The sequence below is a fragment of the Ornithinimicrobium sp. CNJ-824 genome (assembly GCF_001942405.1).
Taxonomy (GTDB): Bacteria; Actinomycetota; Actinomycetes; order Actinomycetales; family Dermatophilaceae; genus Ornithinicoccus; species Ornithinicoccus kibberensis.
Genome location: NZ_MKKA01000011.1, coordinates 315,218 through 333,328 on the forward strand (window position 1 = coordinate 315,218; position 18,111 = coordinate 333,328).

The window sequence follows — 18,111 nt, forward strand, 5'->3', positions numbered from 1 at the left end:
ACACATGGCTGGCCCGCTGCGCCTCGGTCCCGTGCTGCGCCACGTCGACGACCGTTCCGCGGCGGTCTGGGTCGAGACCGACCGGGCGGCCACGGTCACCGTCCGGCTCGAGGACCACCCCACCGGGCGCACCGAGTGGCATCGGCCCACGTTCGCCGTCCACGACCACCACTACGCCCTCGTCGAGGTGACGGACCTGACCCCGGGGTGGCGCACGGCATACCAGGTGCTCGTGGACGAGGAGGTCTGCTGGCCCGAGCCGGGCACGCCGTTCCCGCCGAGCACGCTGTCCACCACGACGGGCGACGGTGCCGTGCGGATGGCCTTCGGGTCCTGCCGCACCAGCGTTCCCCACGACGCGCTGCACCACCTCACCCACGGGGTGGACGCGTTGCGCACCTTCGCCCTGGAGGTCGCCGACGGCGGGACCGGCCCCATGGGGCGACGGCCCGACCTGCTGCTCCTGCTCGGCGACCAGGTCTACGCCGACTCGACCAGCGCGGCCATGCGCGAGTTCATCGCCTCGCGCAGGGACCTGGACGAGGAGCCCGGCCCCGAGCTGGCCGACTTCGAGGAGTACGCCCACCTGTACGGCCTGGCCTGGGGGGAGCCGGCGCTGCGCTGGCTGCTGTCGTGGCTCCCCTCGCTGATGATCTTCGACGACCACGACGTCCGGGACGACTGGAACACCTCGGCGGAGTGGCGCGAGCAGATGGAGGCGACCTCGTGGTGGCACGGGCGCATCGTGGCCGCCCTCGGCTCCTACTGGGTCTACCAGCACCTGGGCAACCTCTCGCCGGGGTCCCGGGCTCGCGACCCGCTCTGGCAGGAGCTCCTCCGGCGGGAGCGGGACGCCGACGGTCGGGAGGTCGACCTCACCGCGGCCGTCGACGCCTTCGCCGGCGAGGTCGACGCCGACCCGACGACCTATCGCTGGAGCTACACCCACCCGCTCGGCGGGTCGCACCTGGTGGTGCTCGACTCCCGCGCCGCCCGCGACCTGACCCCGGGGAGCCGGTCCATGCTCGACGGGCCCGAGATGGCCTGGGCGGACGAGCAGCTCACCGGCGGTCACGACCACCTCGTCGTGGCGACGTCCCTGCCCTTCCTGCTGCCGCGCGGCCTGCACCACCTGGAGTCGTGGAACGAGGCCCTGGTCGACGGTCGCTGGGGGCGGTGGTCCGCGGTCGTCGGCGAGCGGCTGCGGCAGGGCCTGGACCTGGAGCACTGGGGCGCGTTCAGCGAGTCCTTCGACCGGGTCGCCGCCATGGTGGACGAGGTCGCCGACGGGCGGCGCGGGCAGGCACCATCCTCGGTCGTCTTCCTCTCCGGCGACGTGCACCACTCCTACGTGACCGAGGTCGAGCGCACGACGGGCTCCCGCATCCTGCAGCTGGTCTGCTCCCCCATCCGCAACCCCCTGCCCCGGGCGATGCGGGCCCTGGTCTCCGGGATGTCGCACGTGGCCCGTCCGCTGGGCCGGCTGCTGGCCGCCTCTGCCAAGTGCCCGACCCGCGGTGGTCGTGGCACGGGGTGGCCGGTCCCTGGTTCGACAACAACCTGGCCCTGCTCGAGATCGACGACGGGCACCTGCGTGCGGCCTGGGTGGCCGGCCGCGTGCTGGGCGGGCAGGACGACCGCCCGCGGCTGACCACCGTCGCCGACCTCGAGCTGGACGTGCCGCCGGCAGGCTCGCAGCACCGTCCGGCCGTGGCACGCGTGCACCCGGGGGTCGTCGGGGGCACCCGGGGGCGGGTGCTGCGCTGGCTGGAGCGACGGGCCGACCGGCGGGGCCGGGACGCGGATCCCGCCGGCTGACCCCGGCGCTCAGCCCGTCGCCGCGGCGAGCACCTCGAGCACGTGCTGGTAGGGCCGGCCCGTCGCCCGGCTCATCCCGATCTCGCAGGTCCGGTTGTCCGAGACGTAGGCCGCGTAGGGCCTGCGGTCCACCTCCGCCGCCTCGGGGGCGGTCGCGGACGCGGTCAGCTCCGGATGCAGCATCCCCCGGTCGCCGGCGAAGCCGCAGCAGCCCCAGGCCAGGGGGACGGTGACGTCGTCGCTGACGTGCCGGGCCACGGCGACCAGGGCGTCCGTCGACCCCAGGTGCACGCCCGAGCAGGTCGGGTGCACCACGACCGGACCCACGGGGGCGGTCACCGGCAGCCGGTCCAGCAGGTGCTCGGCGACCCAGCGGGTGGCGTCGACGACGTGCATCGGACGGTCGGGGTCCCGGCCGATCATCTGCACCAGGCCCTCCGCGCACGAGGACGCCTCGCACACCACGGGCAGCCGTCCGTGGTCGGTCGCCTCCCACAGGGCGGGCAGCACCCGGCGCATCATCGCGGCGTACCCCGACGTGCGCCCCTTGGACTTCCAGGGCGTGCCGCAGCACAGACCGCCGAGCCCGGGCGGGTCGACCAGCACGGCACCGGCGCGGTCGGCGAGCAGCCGCAGAGAGCGCTCCGCACCCGCTCCCGGGTCGCCACCGTCACCGGCCGCCCCGAACATGGTCCCGACGCAGGGGGCGAAGTGGACCGCGGTCGTGGCGGTTCTCCTCCCGTCGGCCCCCACGGCACGTGCGGCGGTCTCGGCGCCGCTCCCCCGGCGTGGCCCGCCGCCGGGCAGCCGCCGGTCGTAGCGCGGCACCTGCTCGTGCGGCAGCACCCGGCGGGCCACGTCGGTCGCCGCCTCGGCCAGCTGCGGCACCCGCTCGGCCACCGTCAGGGCGGCGGACGCCGCCAGGGTGCCGGCACCCCATACCTGCGCCGCCCCCCGCCACGCGACCTCCCCGACCGGGCCGGAGGACTCGGCCCGCAGCCGCCGGGTCAGGTCCCCGGTGTTGATCTGCACCGGGCAGACCGTCAGGCACATCCCGTCGACGGCACAGGTCTGCGTGCCGTCGTACTCGTACTGCTCCGCCAGCTCCGCCGCCAGCGCCTCGTCGCCCCGCAGCTGCGCGGCGCGCATCTCGCGACGCGCGACGATCCGCTGCCGCGGGGTCGTGGTGAGGTCCCGGGAGGGGCATACCGGCTCGCAGAACCCGCACTCCACGCACCGGTCGACCTCCTCCTCGACCTCGGGGGCGGTCTTGAGGTGGAGCAGGTATGACGTGGGGTCGTCGGAGAGGACCGACCCCGGGTTGAGCAGGCCGCGGGGGTCGATGAGCCGCTTGGTCTCCCACATCACGGCGTAGAGCTCGTCGCCGTACTGCCGGCGTACGAACGGCGCCATGATCCGCCCGGTGCCGTGCTCGGCCTTCAGCGACCCGCCCTCGGACAGGACCAGGTCGACCATGTCCTCGGTGAAGGCCTCGTAGCGCTCCAGCGAGGCCGGGTCCTCGAACCGCTCGTTGAGCAGGAAGTGCACGTTGCCGTCGCGCGCGTGGCCGAAGATCACCGACTCGGGGTAGTCGTGCCGGTCGAAGAGGCCGGTCAGCGCCATGATGGTGTCGCCGAGCCGGTCGACGGTGACCACGACGTCCTCGAGCAGGGCGTTCGTGCCGCTGGGCCGGGCCCCGGCGACCGCGCTGTAGAGCCCCTTGCGCACCCGCCACAGCCCGGCGCGCTCGGCCGTCTCCCGGGTGAGCCGGTAGGGGGTGCTGACCGGCAGGTCGGCGAGCAGCCGGCCCGCGCGGTCGACCGCGTCGGCGAGCTCCTCGGGGTCGTCGGCCTGCCACTCCACGAGGAGGGCGGCGTGGTCGACGACGTCCAGGTCGCGGATCAGCTGCGGGCAGGCGGGGTCGAGCGCGGAGACGCGCAGGGACGCCGCGTCGAGCAGCTCGGCGGTCGCGGTGCCCGCCTCGACCAGCCGGGGGACGGTGCCGGTGGCGGTGACGACGTCGTCGAAGACGAGCAGCCCGGTCGCCACCTGGGACCGGACCGGCACGGTGCGGAAGGTGGCCGAGGAGACGAACCCCAGCGTGCCCTCGCTGCCGATCATGAGCCGGGCCAGGATCTGCACGGGGTCGTCGTGGTCCAGGTAGGCGTTGACGCCGTAGCCCATGGTGTTCTTCATCGCGAACAGCCGCCGGACCGTGGCCACGGACTCCGGGTTGCCGCGCACCCGGTCGCGCAGGCGCAGCAGCCCGGTATGCAGCTCGGGCTCCGCCGCGCGCAGGGAGGCGTCGGCGTCGGAGGCACCGGTGTCCACGACCGTGCCCGACGGCAGCACCAGGACCAGCGACTCCAGGGTGGCGTAGGTGTTGGCCTCGGTGCCGCACTGCATGCCGGAGGAGTTGTTGGCCACCACCCCGCCGACGGTGCAGGCAGCCTCGCTGGCGGGGTCCGGGCCCAGGCGTCGGCGGTAGGGCGCCAGATGGGCGTTGACCATGCCGACGGTGGTGCCCGGGCGCACGCGCACCCGATGCCCGTCGTCGAGCACCTCGACGCCGCGGAAGTGCCGGCGCACGTCGACCAGGACGGTGTCGGTGACCGCCTGCCCCGACAGGCTCGTGCCCGCGGCCCGGAACGTCAGCGGCGTGCCGGCACGGTGGCAGGCGGCCATCACCGCGGCGACCTGGGCCTGGTCGGAGGGGCGCACGACCAGGTCGGGCACCAGCAGGTAGTGGGAGGCGTCGTGGGCCAGCGCATGGCGGTCGATCGCCCTGTCCGAGACCCGGTCCGGTCCCAGGACCCGGGTCAGTTCGTTGCGCAGGGTCTCCATGACGCCTCCTCGACCGGGCCGGCGGCCTGGGTCGATCATGGCAGCCGCGACCGCCAGCGGGAAGGAGGGGCCCGCGCACGGGACGAGGTCAGGCCTGGAGCTGCTCCTGGGCGGGACGTTCGGCACCCGGCTGCTCCTCGGCCCGGGCCAGCACCTTGACGAGGAGGGCGTCGAGGGTGTCGAGGTCGCCGTCGTCCATCGCGTCGAGGAAGATCGAGCGGACGGTGCGGACGTGCCCGGGCGCGGCCGCCTCGAGGGCCGCCCGGCCGGCGGGGTGAGCCGCACGAAGGAGCCGCGCCCGTCCTCCGGGCAGTCCTCCTTGGCCACGAGACCGCGGTTGGACATCCGCCGCAGGTGGTGCGACAGCCGGCTGCGCTCCCAGTGCATCTGCTCGGCGAGGACGGAGATGCGCAGGCGCTCCCCCGGCGCCTCCGACAGCCAGACCAGCGTCTCGAAGTCCTGCATGGACAGGCCGCTGTCCCGCGACAGGGCGCGACCGAGCGCCGCCGGCAGCTCGGTCTGCACGCGCAGCCACCGGCGCCACAGCTGCTGCTCGCGGTCGTCCAACCAGGGAGTCTCGGCCTTCGTCATGACTCCACCCTACCAGTTGCTTGACGCGTCATCCATGATCGGGTAGTGTCGGTGACACATCAACAACAACCCTCTGCGAAAGGACCTCCCATGTCGGTCACCGAGCTCAACGGCACCTACACCATCGACCCGTCCCACTCCCGTCTCGGCTTCTCCACCCGCCACGCGATGGTCACCAAGGTCCGGGGCGCCTTCAACGAGGTCACCGGCCAGGCGACCACCGGCCCCAACCTGGAGGACGCCTCCGTGGAGGTCACCATCCAGACCGGCTCCGTGGACACCCGCAGCGCCGACCGGGACGGCCACCTGAAGTCGGCGGACTTCTTCGACGTCGAGCAGTACCCCGAGATGACCTTCCGCTCGACCGAGGTCACCGCCCCCGACGCCGAGACCCTGCGCGTCACCGGCGACCTGACCATCAAGGACGTGACCCGCCCGGTCACCGTCGACTTCGAGTACGCCGGTGCTGCCCAGGACCCGTTCGGCAACGACCGGGTCGGCTTCGAGGGGTCCACCGTCGTCAACCGCAAGGACTTCGGCCTCACCTGGAACGCCGCGCTCGAGACCGGTGGGGTCCTCGTCTCCGAGAAGGCCACCCTCGAGTTCGAGATCTCGCTCATCAAGGCGGCCTGACTCCACCCCCTCTCCCCGGGGATGTCCCCTGCCCCGGGTGAGCCGCACCCCCGCACCGGTCCGCCGGCGCGGGGGGTGTCGTGCGTCAGGAGCGCGACGGCATACCCCCTCAGGAGCGGAACTGCGTGAAGTCCGCGGTCCTCGGGTCGGCGAACATCCGCTCGTCGGTGTCGAGCGCGTCCAGCCGGCCGAGCTGGTCCTCGGTCAGCTCGAACCCGAGGACGTCGATGTTCTTTTCGATGCGTTCCGGGGTGCTCGACTTGGGGATGACCACCCGCCCCCGCTGCAGGTGCCAGCGCAGCACGAGCTGGGCCGGGGTGACCCCGAGCTTGGCCGCGAGCTCGACGACGGGCGCGAGCTGCAGGTCCTCGCCCCGCCCGATCGGGGCGTAGGCCTCAACCACCAGCCCGGCCTCCCTGCTGGCCGCCTGCGCCTCGGGCTGCTGGAAGGAGGGGTGGATCTCGATCTGGTTGACCGCCGGGACGACCTGGGCGGTGCGCAGGAGGTCCGCGAGGTGCTCCGGCAGGAAGTTGGACACGCCGATCGCACGCACGGCACCCTCGTCGTAGAGCTTCTCGAAGGCTCGCCACGTCTCCGGGGCGAGCCCCTTGGAGGGCACCGGCCAGTGGATGAGGTAGAGGTCCACGACCTCCACGCCGAGGGCCGCGCGGCTGTCCTCGAAGGCACGGAGGGCGTTGTCGTAGCCCTGGTCGCCGTTGCGCAGCTTGGTGGTCACGAAGACCTCCTCGCGCGGCAGACCGCTCGCCCGCAGGGCCGCGCCCACCCCGGCCTCGTTGTAGTAGCCCGCAGCTGTGTCGACGTGCCGGTAGCCGACCTCCAGGGCCTTCTCCACGACCGCTGGGTGTCGGCCTCGTCCACCGTGAAGGTGCCCAGACCCACCTGCGGGATGTGGACGCCGTTGTTGAGCTCGATGCTGGGTTGGGTGGTCATGGGCCCACCCTAGGGACAGACTCTGACCATGCCGTCCGACCCCCGGGAGGACCCGTCCGACCCGCTCGGCCCGTCAGGGCCGGGGCCGGGCGACGACGTCTGGACCCGTCGCGAGCGTGCGGCCGTCGCCCGCGTGCGGGTGCTGCTGCCCGGCCTGGTCGAACGTCGGGTGCCCGTGCGGCTGGTCGAACGGGGCCCGGTCCGGGGGGTGGGGCGATTGCGCATGGGTGACGGCACGACGTTCCTCGTCGCCTCCCTCGACCCCATGGCGCTCGGTCGCGTCGTGCGGACGATGACGGCGGGGCGCTCCGTCGTGGTCGTCCGGTGGGCGAGACGGACGACGGCCTCGTGCTCGACCTGGACGAGGCGCCGGCCGGTCGCCCTTCCACCTGGAGCCGCTCCGGGATTCGCAGGAGCGGTCCGGTGCGGGTGAGGGTGGTCGGTCCGGACCAGCCGGACTGACGTCCTCGCGGGGCAGTCCCGCAGGTCAGCGGCATCTCGAGGGTATGTCGGTGGGGTCTCCTAGTCTGATCTGTACGAGGTGGAGCCGGGGAAGGGGTTCTGCCGTTGGACCACCGGAGGGGGTGGGGGACGTGGACGCAGGACCGGAGGGGACCGGCACCGGGACGGGGGAGCCGGGGCTGGCCGAGGAGGTGCGGTCCCTGACCCGGGCGTGGCGGGGGCGCGGGTGTCGGGGATCGACGATGCGGGGCTGCTGGGGCTGGTGGAGGGGCTGGAGCTGCTGGTCCGGGCGGCCGGCGCGGCCAGTGCCCGGGCGCAGGTCGCCTTCGGGGCCTCCCAGGTCGCCGCACAGGCCCGGGAGGGGGTCCCGGCCTCCCGGCGGGGCCGGGCGGTGGCCGACGACCTGGCCACCGCGCGGCGTACCTCGCCCTACTGGGCCGGGCGGGAGCTGACCGCCGCGAGGGCCCTGGTCACCGAGATGCCGGCCACGTTCGCCGCGCTGGCGGACGGGACGATCAGCCCGGCCCAGGCCCGCCTGGTCACCGAGGCCACCACCTGCCTGGACCCCGGCGACCGGGCGCAGGTCGACCAGCGGCTGGCCGGGTCGCTGGAGGGGGCTTCTACCCGGCAGATCGTGGCCGCGGCCCGGGCGTTGGCCTACGAGGTCGACCCGGCCGGGTTCGTGGGCCGTGCCCGTGCGGCGGCGGCCGAGCGGGGCGTGTCGGTGCGCCCGGCCCCGGACGTGATGGGCCTGCTCAGCGCCCGGCTGCCCGCGCCGCAGGCGATCGCGACCCACCAGGTGCTGCGCGCCCATGCCGAGGGCGCCCGCGCCGCCGGTGACCCGCGCACCCTGAACCAGCTGATGGCCGACGAGCTGGTCGCCCGGGTCACCGGCCGCAGCGTCGTGGACGGCATCGACGTCGAGGTCGGCCTGGTCCTCACCGACGCGACCCTGCTCGCCGGCGACCCGGCCGCGGCCGACCTGACCGGGTACGGGCCCCTGCCCGCCGACCTGGCCCGCGACCTGCTCACCCCCACCGACCCCCAGGACGACCCCCACGTCGACGACGAGGCCGGCGCCGGGCGGCAGGACACCCGCGGGCAGGACCCGCACGTCCGCGGGCGGCAGCAGGGCCCCGTGCCGTGCCCGGCCGGAGGCCGGTGCACCGACGCAGCCTGCACCGCCGTCCACGGCGGCACACCCCCCGGACCACCCCTCCCGACCCCGCCGGCCGGTACGGCCAGCTCGACCCCGCCCACCGGCACCGCCGGCCCCGGGGAACGGGCCGTCCCGGACCCGGGCCTGGCCCGGGCGGCCCAGGTCTGGCTGCGCCGGCTCTACACCGACCCGGTCACCGGCACCCTGACCGTGCGCGACCCCCGCCGGCGGGCCTTCACCGGCAACCTGCGCGCCACCCTCATCGCCCGCGGCCGCTACTGCGCCACCCCCTGGTGCGGAGCCCCGATCCGCCACCTGGACCACATCACCCGCTACCGCGACGGCGGCACCACCACCACCGACACGCCCGCGGCCTGTGCGCCCGCTGCAACCTGGCCCGCGAGCACCCCCGCCACGCCGACCCACCACCACAGTCCTACCAGGACCCACCACCGCTCCTGGACACCTTCCACGGCCGACCACCCACCACCGCACCACCACCCCGCACCCACCCCACCGACGACAGCGACGACGGCCAGGCCGACGACCAGGACGACCCCCTCCCACGCAGCGCCTGACCGGTCACCGGCAGGCACCCACCGGGGACCTCGCGCACCTGAGGTCCTGAAGACCCGGCGCGCGCGGTCGGGCCACGACGACCCCACCCGGGTGGACGCTGCCGCGTCGCGTCGGTCATGCTCGCCTCATGCAGCAGTCCGACGTCATGGCCGATCCGCAGGTGCTCGCCGAGGGGTTGGCCACGACCGGGTACCTCAGCGACGAGGGCCTGGCGACGATCACCTGGCTGGCGCACACCCTCCAACGGCCGCTGCTCCTGGAGGGGGAGCCCGGGACCGGCAAGACCGCCCTGGCCGAGGCGTTGGCCCAGCTGCGGGGGATCCCCCTCGTGCGGCTGCAGTGCTACGAGGGGATCGAGGCCAGCCAGGCGCTCTACGACTGGGACTTCCCCCGTCAGATCCTGCACCTGAGGGTGGTCGAGGCGGCGGCGATGGCCGACCCCGACCGGAAGGTCGGCGACGTGGCGGAGCTGGAGCACGAGCTCTTCGACGAGCGGTTCCTCCAGGCACGGCCGGTCCTGCGTGCCCTGCAGGAGGCGCCGTGCGTGCTCCTCGTCGACGAGATCGACCGGGCGGACGACGAGTTCGAGGCCTTCCTCCTGGAGGTGCTCTCGTCGTGGTCGGTGTCCATCCCCGAGCTGGGGACCATCCGGGCGACGGAGCCACCGCTGGTGGTGCTCACCTCCAACCGCACGCGTGAGCTGCACGACGCGCTGAAACGCCGCTGCCTCTACCACTGGATCGAGCACCCCGGCATGGACCGGGAGCTGGCCATCGTGCGCACCCGGCTGCCGAGGTGGACCAGCGCCTCGCGGCCGAGGTGGTCGGGATCGTGCAGCGGCTGCGGGCCGAGGCCGACCTCGTCAAGCCGCCGGGCGTGGCCGAGACCCTCGACTGGCGCGCGCGCTGCACGCCCTGGGCGCCAGCACGCTCGACCCGCAGGTGGCTGCCGCGACGCTGGGCGCGGCGGTCAAGTACCGCGAGGACGCCGACCGGATCCGCGCCTCGCTGGACCGGATGCTGGCCGGATGACCGACACCGGGTGGGACATGGGCCAGGTGCTGCTCGGTTTCGCCCGGGCGTGCCGTGGAGCGGGCCTGCCCGTGACCGCCGACCGTGAGCGCACCTTTCTCCAGGCCTGCGCCGCCGTCGGCCTCGGCCGGCGGGAGGCCGTCTACTGGGCCGGCCGCGGGACGCTCACGGCCTCCAACGCGGACGTGGAGCCCTACGACCGCGTCTTCAACGCCTGGTTCGCCGGCCGCCCCCTGCGGTCGATCAGCCGGCAGGAGACGCCGTCCGTCACGACGGTGCAGGCTCCGCTGGACGAGTCCGGGCCTGGAGGCGTGGACGGGCAGGAGCAGCCCGTCCTGCGGGTGGCTGCCTCCCCCGAGGAGGTCCTACGGCACCGCGACGTCGCCGGGCTCTCGCCGACCGACCGGGCCGCCCTGCGCCGACGGTTCGCCCGGCTCCGGCCACGGTCGCCCCAGCGGCGGGGACGACGGCATACCCCCCACCACCACGGAGGGGTCGACGGCCGGGCGACGGTCCGCGCCCAGCTGCGCAACCTGGGCGAGCCGGTGCGGGTCCGGCACCGGCGGCGTCGACCACGCCCCCGGCCGGTCGTGGTGCTGGTGGACGTCTCCGGGTCGATGGCCCCCTACGCGGACAGCCTGCTGCGGCTGGCCCACGTCATGGTGCAGGCGGCCCCCCGCACCACCGAGGTCTTCACCCTCGGCACCCGGCTGACCCACGTCACCCGGGCGCTGCGCGAGCGGGACCCGGACCGTGCGCTGCTGGCGGCGGGGGAGACGGTGCCCGACTGGTCCGGGGGCACCCGCCTGGGCGAGACCCTCGACGCGTTCGTCCGCCGGTGGGGCCGGCGGGGCACGGCCCGGGGCGCGTCGTGGTCATCGTCAGCGACGGCTGGGAGCGGCAGGATCCGGCCCGGCTCGGGGAGGCGGTGCGCCAGCTGCAGGCGCTGGCCCACCGGGTCGTCTGGGTCAACCCCCATCGCGGCAAGGAGGGCTACGCCCCGGTCCAGTCGGGGATCCGTGCGGTGCTGCCGCACGTCGACGACTTCGTCTCCGGTCATACGCTGGCGACGTTCGAGGAGCTGCTGGAGGTGGTCGCCCGTGCGTGAGGTCCTGGACAGGCTGCTGGGATGGTGGCAGGAGGGTCACCAGGTGGCGCTTGCCACCGTCGTCGGCACGTGGAAGTCGGCCCCGCGCCAACCGGGTGCCGCGATGCTCGTCGGTGTCGACGGTGAGGCCGTCGGGTCCGTCTCGGGCGGGTGCGTCGAGGGCGCGGTCTACGAGCTGGGCCAGCAGGTCATCGCCTCCGGCACCCCCGTCCTGCAGCGGTACGGCGTGTCCGACGACGAGGCGATGGGCGTCGGCCTGACGTGCGGCGGCATCCTCGACGTCTTCGTCGAGCGGGTCGGCCGGGAGGACTTCCCCGAGCTGGCCGAGGTGGCCGCGGACATCGAGGCCGGGGTCCCGGTGGCCGTGGCCACGGTGGTGGAGCACCCGGACCCCGACCTGCTCGGCCGGCACCTGGTCGTCCGGCCGGAGGGGGCCGAGTCCTCCGGCACCCTGGGCTCGGAGCGGGCCGATGCGGCCGTGCTCGACGACGCCCGCGGCATGCTGGCCCAGGGGCGCACCGCCACCCTCGGCTACGGCCCGGACGGGCAGCGACGGGGGGAGGGTATGCGGATCTTCGTCAGCTCCTACGCGCCCCGGCCGCGGATGCTCGTCTTCGGGGCGATCGACTTCGCGGCCGCGGTGGCCCGGATGGGGACCTTCCTGGGCTACCGGGTGACGGTCTGCGACGCCCGGCCGGTGTTCGCCACGGCCAGCCGCTTCCCCGACGCCGACGAGGTCGTCGTCTCCTGGCCGCACCGCTACGTCGAGGAGCAGATGCGCCTGGACGCGCTGGACGGCCGGACCGTCGCCTGCGTCCTCACCCACGACCCGAAGTTCGACGTGCCGCTGCTCGAGCGGCTGCTCGGCGACGGGGCGCCGCCGCTGGCCTACGTCGGGGCGATGGGGTCGCGCCGCACCCACGAGGACCGGCTGGCCCGCCTGCGTGAGGTGGGCCTGACCGAGGAGCAGCTGTCAATCCTCCGCAGCCCGATCGGCCTGGACCTGGGTGCCCGCACGCCGGAGGAGACCGCGGTCTCCATCGCGGCGGAGATCGTCGCGCTGCGCTGGGGCGGCCAGGGGGAGCCGCTGAGCAGGACGGAGGGCGCGATCCACCGGCACGAGCCGGAGGACCTGCACGCCGGGTGACGAACTTCGGACCACCCCTTGCGGCCTGACCCCCGTCACGGCAGGATCACCCGGGACAACGAAGTCCGGTTCCCACCTGGAGGACGCATGACCCAGATCTCCGTGACGGTCGACGGCATGAAGTACACCGACGACGTCGAGCCCCGAACGCTCCTGGTCCACTACCTGCGAGAACAGCTCGGCAAGACCGGCACGGTCGTCGGCTGCGACACGAGCAGCTGCGGCGCCTGCACCGTGCACCTCGACGGCCGCAGCGTGAAGTCCTGCAACGTGCTCGCCGTCCAGGCCGACGGACGGACCGTGACCACGATCGAGGGTCTGGCCGACGGCGAGCAGCTCAGCCCCGTGCAGGAGGCGTTCCGCGACTGCCACGCCCTGCAGTGCGGCTTCTGCACCCCCGGGATGATCATGCAGGCGACCGATCTCCTCGCCGAGAACCCGAACCCCGACGAGGAGCACGTCCGCCAGCACATGGAGGGCAACCTGTGCCGCTGCACCGGCTACCACAACATCGTCAAGGCCGTGCTGCAGGCCGCCGGCTCCGGATCCGCCACCGCGACCCAGGGGAGTGAGCAGGCATGACCGTCACCGACGACCGCACCGCCGAGCAGGACGCCCCCCAGGGGGAGGTCGGCCGGGACCGCCGCCGCAAGGAGGACCAGCGCCTCATCACCGGCCGGACCAGGTGGACCGACAACATGCAGCTGCAGGGGATGCTCCACCTGTCCATGGTGCGCAGCCCCTACGCCCACGCCCGGATCACCGGCATCGCCGCCGGCGCCGCCGAGTCCTCGCCCAACGTCGTCGCCGTGATCACCGGCGAGGACGTCAAGGAGATCCAGGGCTCCCTGCCCACCGCTTGGCCGATCACCCCCGACCAGAAGGCGCCGCCGCACCCGGCGATCGCCGTCGACCGCGTCGCCTTCGCGGGTGAGATCGTGGCGGTCGTCGTGGCCCGCACCGCGGCCGCCGCCCGGGACGCCGCCGAGCTCGTCGACGTGGACTACGAGGAGCTGCCCGCCGCCCTCGACCTGCGGCAGTCCGCCGGCGACGACGTCCTGGCCCACCCCGACCTGGGCACCAACCGGTCGGCCACCTGGACCTTCGACTCGGCCGAGGCCGGGACCGGTGAGGACGTGGAGGCCGCCATCCGCGACGCGAGGTGCTCATCGAGCGGGAGTACCGCCAGCAGCGCCTCATCCCGGCGTTCATGGAACCCCGCTCGGTCGTCGTCGACCCCACCGGCGAGCAGTTCGTCATGTGGTCCGCCACCCAGGTGCCGCACATCCTGCGCCTCATGCTCGCCCTCACCCTCGGCGTGCCGGAGTCCAAGGTCCGGGTCATCGCGCCCGACGTCGGCGGCGGGTTCGGCGGCAAGCTGCAGGTCACGCCCGAGGAGATCATCACCTTCCTCGCGGCCCGCCGCACCGGCCGCCCGTGCAAGTGGACCGAGACCCGCAGCGAGTCGCTGCTGTCCGGCCACCACGCCGCGACCAGTGGCAGAAGCTCACCCTCGCGGCCCGCAGGGACGGCACGGTCACCGGCCTCAAGGTCGAGCTGCTCGCCGACATGGGCGCCTACCTGGGCCTGGTCACGCCCGGCGTGCCCATCCTCGGCGCGTTCATGTACAACGCCATCTACAAGTTCCCCGCCTACCACTTCACCTGCACCAACGTCTTCACCAACAAGACGTGGACCGACGCCTACCGGGGTGCCGGCCGCCCCGAGGCGACCTTCGCGATCGAGCGGCTCATGGACGAGCTGGCCGCCGAGCTGGGACGCGACCCGCTCGAGGTGCGCGAGCAGAACTGGATCACCCACGAGGAGTTCCCGTTCACCTCCGTCTGCGGGCTGGAGTACGACTCCGGCAACTACGAGGCCGCCACCGCCCGGGCCAAGGAGCTCTTCGGGTATGACGAGCTGCGGGCCGAGCAGGCCCGTCGCCGGGAGAGCGGCGACCGGGTCCAGCTGGGCATCGGCGTGTCCACCTTCACCGAGATGTGCGGCCTGGCACCCTCCCGGGTCCTGGGCTCCCTCGACTACGGCGCCGGGGGCTGGGAGAGCGCCTCGGTGCGGATGCTGCCCAGCGGCAAGGTCGAGGTCGTCACCGGAGCCTCGGCCCACGGCCAGGGGCACGAGACCGCCTGGAGCCAGATCGTGGCCGACCAGCTCGGCGTGCCGTTCGAGGACGTCGAGGTCCTGCACGGGGACACCCAGGTCAGCCCCCGCGGGCTGGACACCTACGGGTCGCGCTCGCTGGTCGTCGGCGGCCAGGCCGTCGTCCAGGCGGCCCAGCGGGTGGTCGAGAAGGCCAAGCCCCTCGCGGCGCACCTGCTGGAGGCCAACGTCGACGACCTGGAGTTCTCCTCCGGCAGGTTCCGGGTCCGCGGGGCCGGCGACGACCAGGAGGGCATCGGCCTGACCGACCTCGCCCTCAAGGTGTTCACCGCCCACGACCTGCCCGACGGCATGGAGCCCACCCTCGACGCCGACGCCACCTTCGACCCGGAGAACTTCTCCTTCCCGCACGGCACCCACCTGTGCGCCATGGAGGTCGACACCGAGACCGGGCAGAGCCGGATGCGTTCCTACGTCTCGGTCGACGACGTCGGCAACGTGGTCAACCCGCTCATCGTCGACGGGCAGATCCACGGCGGCCTCGTCCAGGGCATCGCCCAGGCGCTGTGGGAGGAGGCCGTCTACGACGACCAGGGCACGCTGGTGTCCGGCTCGTTCGTCGACTACACCCTGCCCACCTCGGCCGACACGATCAGCTTCGTCACCGACCGGACCGTCTCCCCGGCCACGACCAACGACCTCGGCGCCAAGGGGGTGGGCGAGGCGGGAGCCATCGCCTCCACCCCGGCCGTCGTCAACGCCGTCGTCGACGCCGTCCGGCCGATGGGCATCCACGACATCCAGATGCCCTGCACCCCCGAACGGGTCTGGCGGGCGATCGAGGACAGCCGGCAGGGCGGGAGCACGCCCACCGAGGACAGCGCCCAGCCGCACTTCACGCAGGACGCACCCAACCAGGACGACCCCGGGCCGGACGGACCTGCCGGCGGCACCGCATACCCCCAGGAAGGTGGTCGGGCATGATCCCCGCACCGTTCGACTACGCCGCCCCCGCCACCGTCGAGGAGGCCCTGGCCCTGCTCGCCGAGCACGGCGACGAGGCCAAGGTGCTGGCCGGAGGGCAGTCCCTGCTGCCCGTCCTGCGGATGCGGCTGAACGCCCCCGGGATGGTCGTGGACATCTCCCGGATCGAGGGGCTCAAGGGCATCACCGACGAGCGTGACAGCATCAGGATCGGCGCCGGCGCGACCTACCAGGACGTGCTCGACTCCGACCTCGTCACCGAGCACCTCGGCCTCCTCCGCTCGGCCGTCAAGGAGATCGCCGACCCCCAGATCCGCCACCGCGGCACGGTCTGCGGCGCCCTGGTGCACGCCGACCCGGCCGGCGACGTCGGCGCCCCCGTGCTGGCCCTCGAGGGACGGATGGTCGTCCAGGGCCCGGACGGGGAGCGGGAGGTGCCCGCGTCGGAGTTCTTCGTGGACCTGTTCGAGACAGCCGTGGGGGAGGGCGAGCTGCTCACCGCGGTCGTCCTGCCCAAGCACACCGGCTGGGGCAGCCACTACGAGAAGTTCGTCCGGGTCTCCCACCAGTGGGCCATCATCGGGGTCGCCGCGACCGTCCGGGCCGAGGGCGGGACCATCGCCGAGGCGCGGGTCGGCCTGACCAACATGGGCGCCACCCCGCTGCGGGCCAGCGAGGTCGAGCAGGCCCTCGTGGGGCTGCCGGCGACCGAGGAGGCGGTGGCCCAGGTCTGCGCCCGGGCGGGGGAGGGCACCGACCCGCCCTCGGACCTCAACGGGCAGGCCGACTACCGGCGGCACCTCGCCGGGGTGCTGACCCGGCGGGCGGTCCTGACGGCGGCGGGGGCCTGACCCGTGGCGATGGAGCTGGAGCACTCGTTCACCGTCCCGGCACCGCCGGAGCGCACCTGGGCCCTGATGACCGACCTGCAGACCGTGGGTGGTTGCTTCCCCGGAGCCACGGTGACGGAGGCCGACGAGGAGACCTTCGCGGGCAACGTCAAGGTCAAGCTGGGGCCGATCGCCGTCACCTACCAGGGCACCGGCCGGTTCCTCGAGCGCGACGACGAGGCCCATCGAGCGGTCGTCGAGGGCACCGGGAAGGGCATGCGCGGCCTGGGCAACGCCTCGGCCACCGTGACGATGCAGCTGGCCCCGGACGGCGGGGGCACCCGGGTCGACGTAGGCACCGAGCTGCACATCACCGGCAAGCCCGCGCAGTTCGGCCGCGGGGTGATGCAGTCGGTGTCGGACAAGCTGCTGGGCCAGTTCGTGGCCTGCGTGGAGTCCAAGCTGGGTGACGACGCTGGTTAGGGTGGCGGTATGACGAGCACCCCGGAGACCTTTTCGTCCACCGCCGTCGAGGACGAGGCGGTGCGGATCTGCCGAGAGCTGATCCGGATCGACACGAGCAACTACGGCGACGGCAGCGGTCCTGGGGAACGGGCGGCGGCGGAGTATGTCGTGGGCCTGCTCGAGGAGGTCGGGCTCGAGCCGCAGCTGGTCGAGTCCGACCCCGGCCGGGCCAGCGTGGTGGTGCGCACCGAGGGCCGCGACAGCAGCCGCGGCGGCCTGGTCCTGCACGGGCACCTGGACGTCGTGCCGGCCGAGGCCAAGGACTGGTCGGTCGACCCGTTCGAGGCGGTCGAGCAGGACGGGATGATCTGGGGCCGTGGGGCCGTGGACATGAAGGACATGGACGCGATGCTGCTGGCCACCCTGCGCCAGCTGGCCCGCACGGGGGAGAAGCCGCCGCGCGACATCGTCTGGGCCTTCTTCGCCGACGAGGAGCACGGTGGGGAGAAGGGCGCGGGGCATGTCGTGCAGCAGCACCCCGAGTGGTTCGAGGGCTGCACGGAGGCCATCAGCGAGGTCGGCGGCTTCTCGGTGACGCTGCCGGACGCCGCGACCGGCGCCCCGACCCGGGCCTACCTGCTCCAGACCGCGGAGAAGGGGATCGCCTGGTTGCGCCTGCACGCCCACGGCAGGGCCGGGCACGGGTCGGTGCCCAGCGACGAGAACGCCATCGTCCGGCTGGCCGAGGCCATCGCCCGGATCGACGCCCACCCCTGGCCCCGCACCTTCATCGCCTCGGTGCGCGAGCTCTTCGACGGGGTGGCCGACATCGTCGGGGGCACCTGGTCGGAGGAGAGCGTCGAGGACGTGCTCCAGCGACTCGGCGGCGCCCGCCGGTTCGTCGAGGGCACGCTGCGGGACACCGCCAACTTCTCGATGCTCTCCTCCGGCTACAAGCACAACGTCATCCCGCAGACGGCCTCCGCCTCGCTCGACTGCCGGTTCCTCCCCGGTCACGAGGAGGAGCTGATGGCGACCATCGCCGAGCTGGCCGGCGAGCACGTCGAGATCGAGGTCGTGGTCAAGGACGTGGCCCTGGAGTCCCCCTCCTCGGGGGAGCTCGTGGAGTCGATGAAGCGGGCGCTGCTCAAGGAGGACCCCGGCGCCCACGTGCTGCCCTACTGCCTCTCCGGCGGCACCGACAACAAGCACCTGTCGCGGCTGGGCATCACCGGCTACGGGTTCGCGCCGCTGCGGCTGCCCGAGGAGCTCGACTTCGTCGGCATGTTCCACGGGGTGGACGAGCGGGTGCCCACCGACTCCATCCGCTTCGGGACGCGCGTGCTGGGCCAGCTGGTCGCCGACTGCTGAGAGCCCCGGGGGCCGCCGGC

The 18,111-nt window shown here is 73.7% G+C and carries 11 protein-coding genes and 5 pseudogenes; 14 read left to right on the forward strand and 2 right to left on the reverse strand.

The window, feature by feature from the left end; genetic code table 11:
• Positions 1–4 precede the first annotated feature (4 nt).
• Complete coding sequence (locus BJF81_RS05870) at positions 5–1,651, forward strand: alkaline phosphatase D family protein (RefSeq protein ID WP_075957505.1); 1,647 nt, start codon at positions 5–7, stop codon at positions 1,649–1,651.
• Positions 1,618–1,818, forward strand: a complete 201-nt coding sequence (locus BJF81_RS19240) for a hypothetical protein (protein ID WP_237770048.1) — start codon at positions 1,618–1,620, stop codon at positions 1,816–1,818. The genes BJF81_RS05870 and BJF81_RS19240 overlap by 34 nt, the downstream gene beginning before the upstream one ends.
• A 9-nt stretch (positions 1,819–1,827) precedes the next feature.
• Here the strand turns inward: BJF81_RS19240 and BJF81_RS05880 are convergent, their stop codons facing one another.
• Positions 1,828–5,253, reverse strand: coding sequence for an FAD-linked oxidase C-terminal domain-containing protein (locus BJF81_RS05880; protein WP_237770049.1), 3,426 nt, complete (start codon positions 5,251–5,253; stop codon positions 1,828–1,830).
• A 90-nt stretch (positions 5,254–5,343) separates the two neighbouring features.
• Between BJF81_RS05880 and BJF81_RS05890 the strand changes: the two genes are divergently transcribed.
• On the forward strand, positions 5,344–5,886 hold the full coding sequence (locus BJF81_RS05890; protein ID WP_075957508.1) for a YceI family protein: 543 nt from the start codon (positions 5,344–5,346) through the stop codon (positions 5,884–5,886).
• A gap of 109 nt (positions 5,887–5,995) precedes the next feature.
• Here the strand turns inward: BJF81_RS05890 and BJF81_RS05895 are convergent.
• Positions 5,996–6,837, reverse strand: a pseudogene (locus BJF81_RS05895) (aldo/keto reductase).
• 28 nt (positions 6,838–6,865) lie between these two features.
• Here BJF81_RS05895 and BJF81_RS05900 point away from each other — a divergent pair.
• From BJF81_RS05900 to BJF81_RS05950, 11 genes and pseudogenes are all read left to right on the forward strand, one after another.
• Positions 6,866–7,270: a hypothetical protein gene (locus BJF81_RS05900; protein ID WP_075957509.1), complete on the forward strand. Its 405-nt coding sequence runs from the start codon at positions 6,866–6,868 to the stop codon at positions 7,268–7,270.
• A gap of 291 nt (positions 7,271–7,561) precedes the next feature.
• Positions 7,562–8,269 (forward strand): annotated as a pseudogene (locus BJF81_RS21380) (DUF222 domain-containing protein); the annotation flags it as partial.
• A 913-nt stretch (positions 8,270–9,182) separates the two neighbouring features.
• Positions 9,183–11,176 (forward strand): annotated as a pseudogene (locus tag BJF81_RS21385) (VWA domain-containing protein).
• Positions 11,169–12,323, forward strand: a complete 1,155-nt coding sequence (locus BJF81_RS05925) for an XdhC family protein (protein WP_075957511.1) — start codon at positions 11,169–11,171, stop codon at positions 12,321–12,323. The pseudogene BJF81_RS21385 and the gene BJF81_RS05925 overlap by 8 nt, the downstream one beginning before the upstream one ends.
• Positions 12,324–12,410: 87 nt before the next feature.
• Positions 12,411–12,905: a (2Fe-2S)-binding protein gene (locus BJF81_RS05930; protein ID WP_075957512.1), complete on the forward strand. Its 495-nt coding sequence runs from the start codon at positions 12,411–12,413 to the stop codon at positions 12,903–12,905.
• 146 nt (positions 12,906–13,051) lie between these two features.
• Positions 13,052–13,282, forward strand: a pseudogene (locus tag BJF81_RS20860) (hypothetical protein); the annotation flags it as partial.
• A 251-nt stretch (positions 13,283–13,533) separates the two neighbouring features.
• Positions 13,534–14,072 (forward strand): annotated as a pseudogene (locus tag BJF81_RS20865) (molybdopterin cofactor-binding domain-containing protein); the annotation flags it as partial.
• A 3-nt stretch (positions 14,073–14,075) separates the two neighbouring features.
• A complete protein-coding gene (locus tag BJF81_RS20870) occupies positions 14,076–15,425 on the forward strand; it encodes a xanthine dehydrogenase family protein molybdopterin-binding subunit (RefSeq protein ID WP_342447090.1) in 1,350 nt (449 codons plus the stop codon).
• Complete coding sequence (locus tag BJF81_RS05940) at positions 15,422–16,276, forward strand: FAD binding domain-containing protein (protein WP_075957513.1); 855 nt, start codon at positions 15,422–15,424, stop codon at positions 16,274–16,276. Before BJF81_RS20870 ends, BJF81_RS05940 begins: the two co-directional genes overlap by 4 nt.
• Positions 16,277–16,285: 9 nt before the next feature.
• Positions 16,286–16,738: an SRPBCC family protein gene (locus BJF81_RS05945; RefSeq protein WP_075957514.1), complete on the forward strand. Its 453-nt coding sequence runs from the start codon at positions 16,286–16,288 to the stop codon at positions 16,736–16,738.
• A gap of 9 nt (positions 16,739–16,747) precedes the next feature.
• On the forward strand, positions 16,748–18,091 hold the full coding sequence (locus BJF81_RS05950; RefSeq protein ID WP_075957515.1) for a M20/M25/M40 family metallo-hydrolase: 1,344 nt from the start codon (positions 16,748–16,750) through the stop codon (positions 18,089–18,091).
• Positions 18,092–18,111: the final 20 nt, after the last annotated feature.

Bases quoted from the DNA above. Each gene is read 5' to 3' on its own strand.
- BJF81_RS05870 (WP_075957505.1), top strand. From the start codon at position 5: ATGGCTGGCCCGCTGCGCCTCGGTCCCGTGCTGCGCCACGTCGACGAC.
- BJF81_RS05880 (WP_237770049.1), bottom strand. From the start codon at position 5,253: ATGACGAAGGCCGAGACTCCCTGGTTGGACGACCGCGAGCAGCAGCTG.
- BJF81_RS05890 (WP_075957508.1), top strand. From the start codon at position 5,344: ATGTCGGTCACCGAGCTCAACGGCACCTACACCATCGACCCGTCCCAC.
- BJF81_RS05900 (WP_075957509.1), top strand. From the start codon at position 6,866: ATGCCGTCCGACCCCCGGGAGGACCCGTCCGACCCGCTCGGCCCGTCA.
- BJF81_RS05930 (WP_075957512.1), top strand. From the start codon at position 12,411: ATGACCCAGATCTCCGTGACGGTCGACGGCATGAAGTACACCGACGAC.
- BJF81_RS20870 (WP_342447090.1), top strand. From the start codon at position 14,076: ATGGACGAGCTGGCCGCCGAGCTGGGACGCGACCCGCTCGAGGTGCGC.
- BJF81_RS05940 (WP_075957513.1), top strand. From the start codon at position 15,422: ATGATCCCCGCACCGTTCGACTACGCCGCCCCCGCCACCGTCGAGGAG.
- BJF81_RS05945 (WP_075957514.1), top strand. From the start codon at position 16,286: ATGGAGCTGGAGCACTCGTTCACCGTCCCGGCACCGCCGGAGCGCACC.
- BJF81_RS05950 (WP_075957515.1), top strand. From the start codon at position 16,748: ATGACGAGCACCCCGGAGACCTTTTCGTCCACCGCCGTCGAGGACGAG.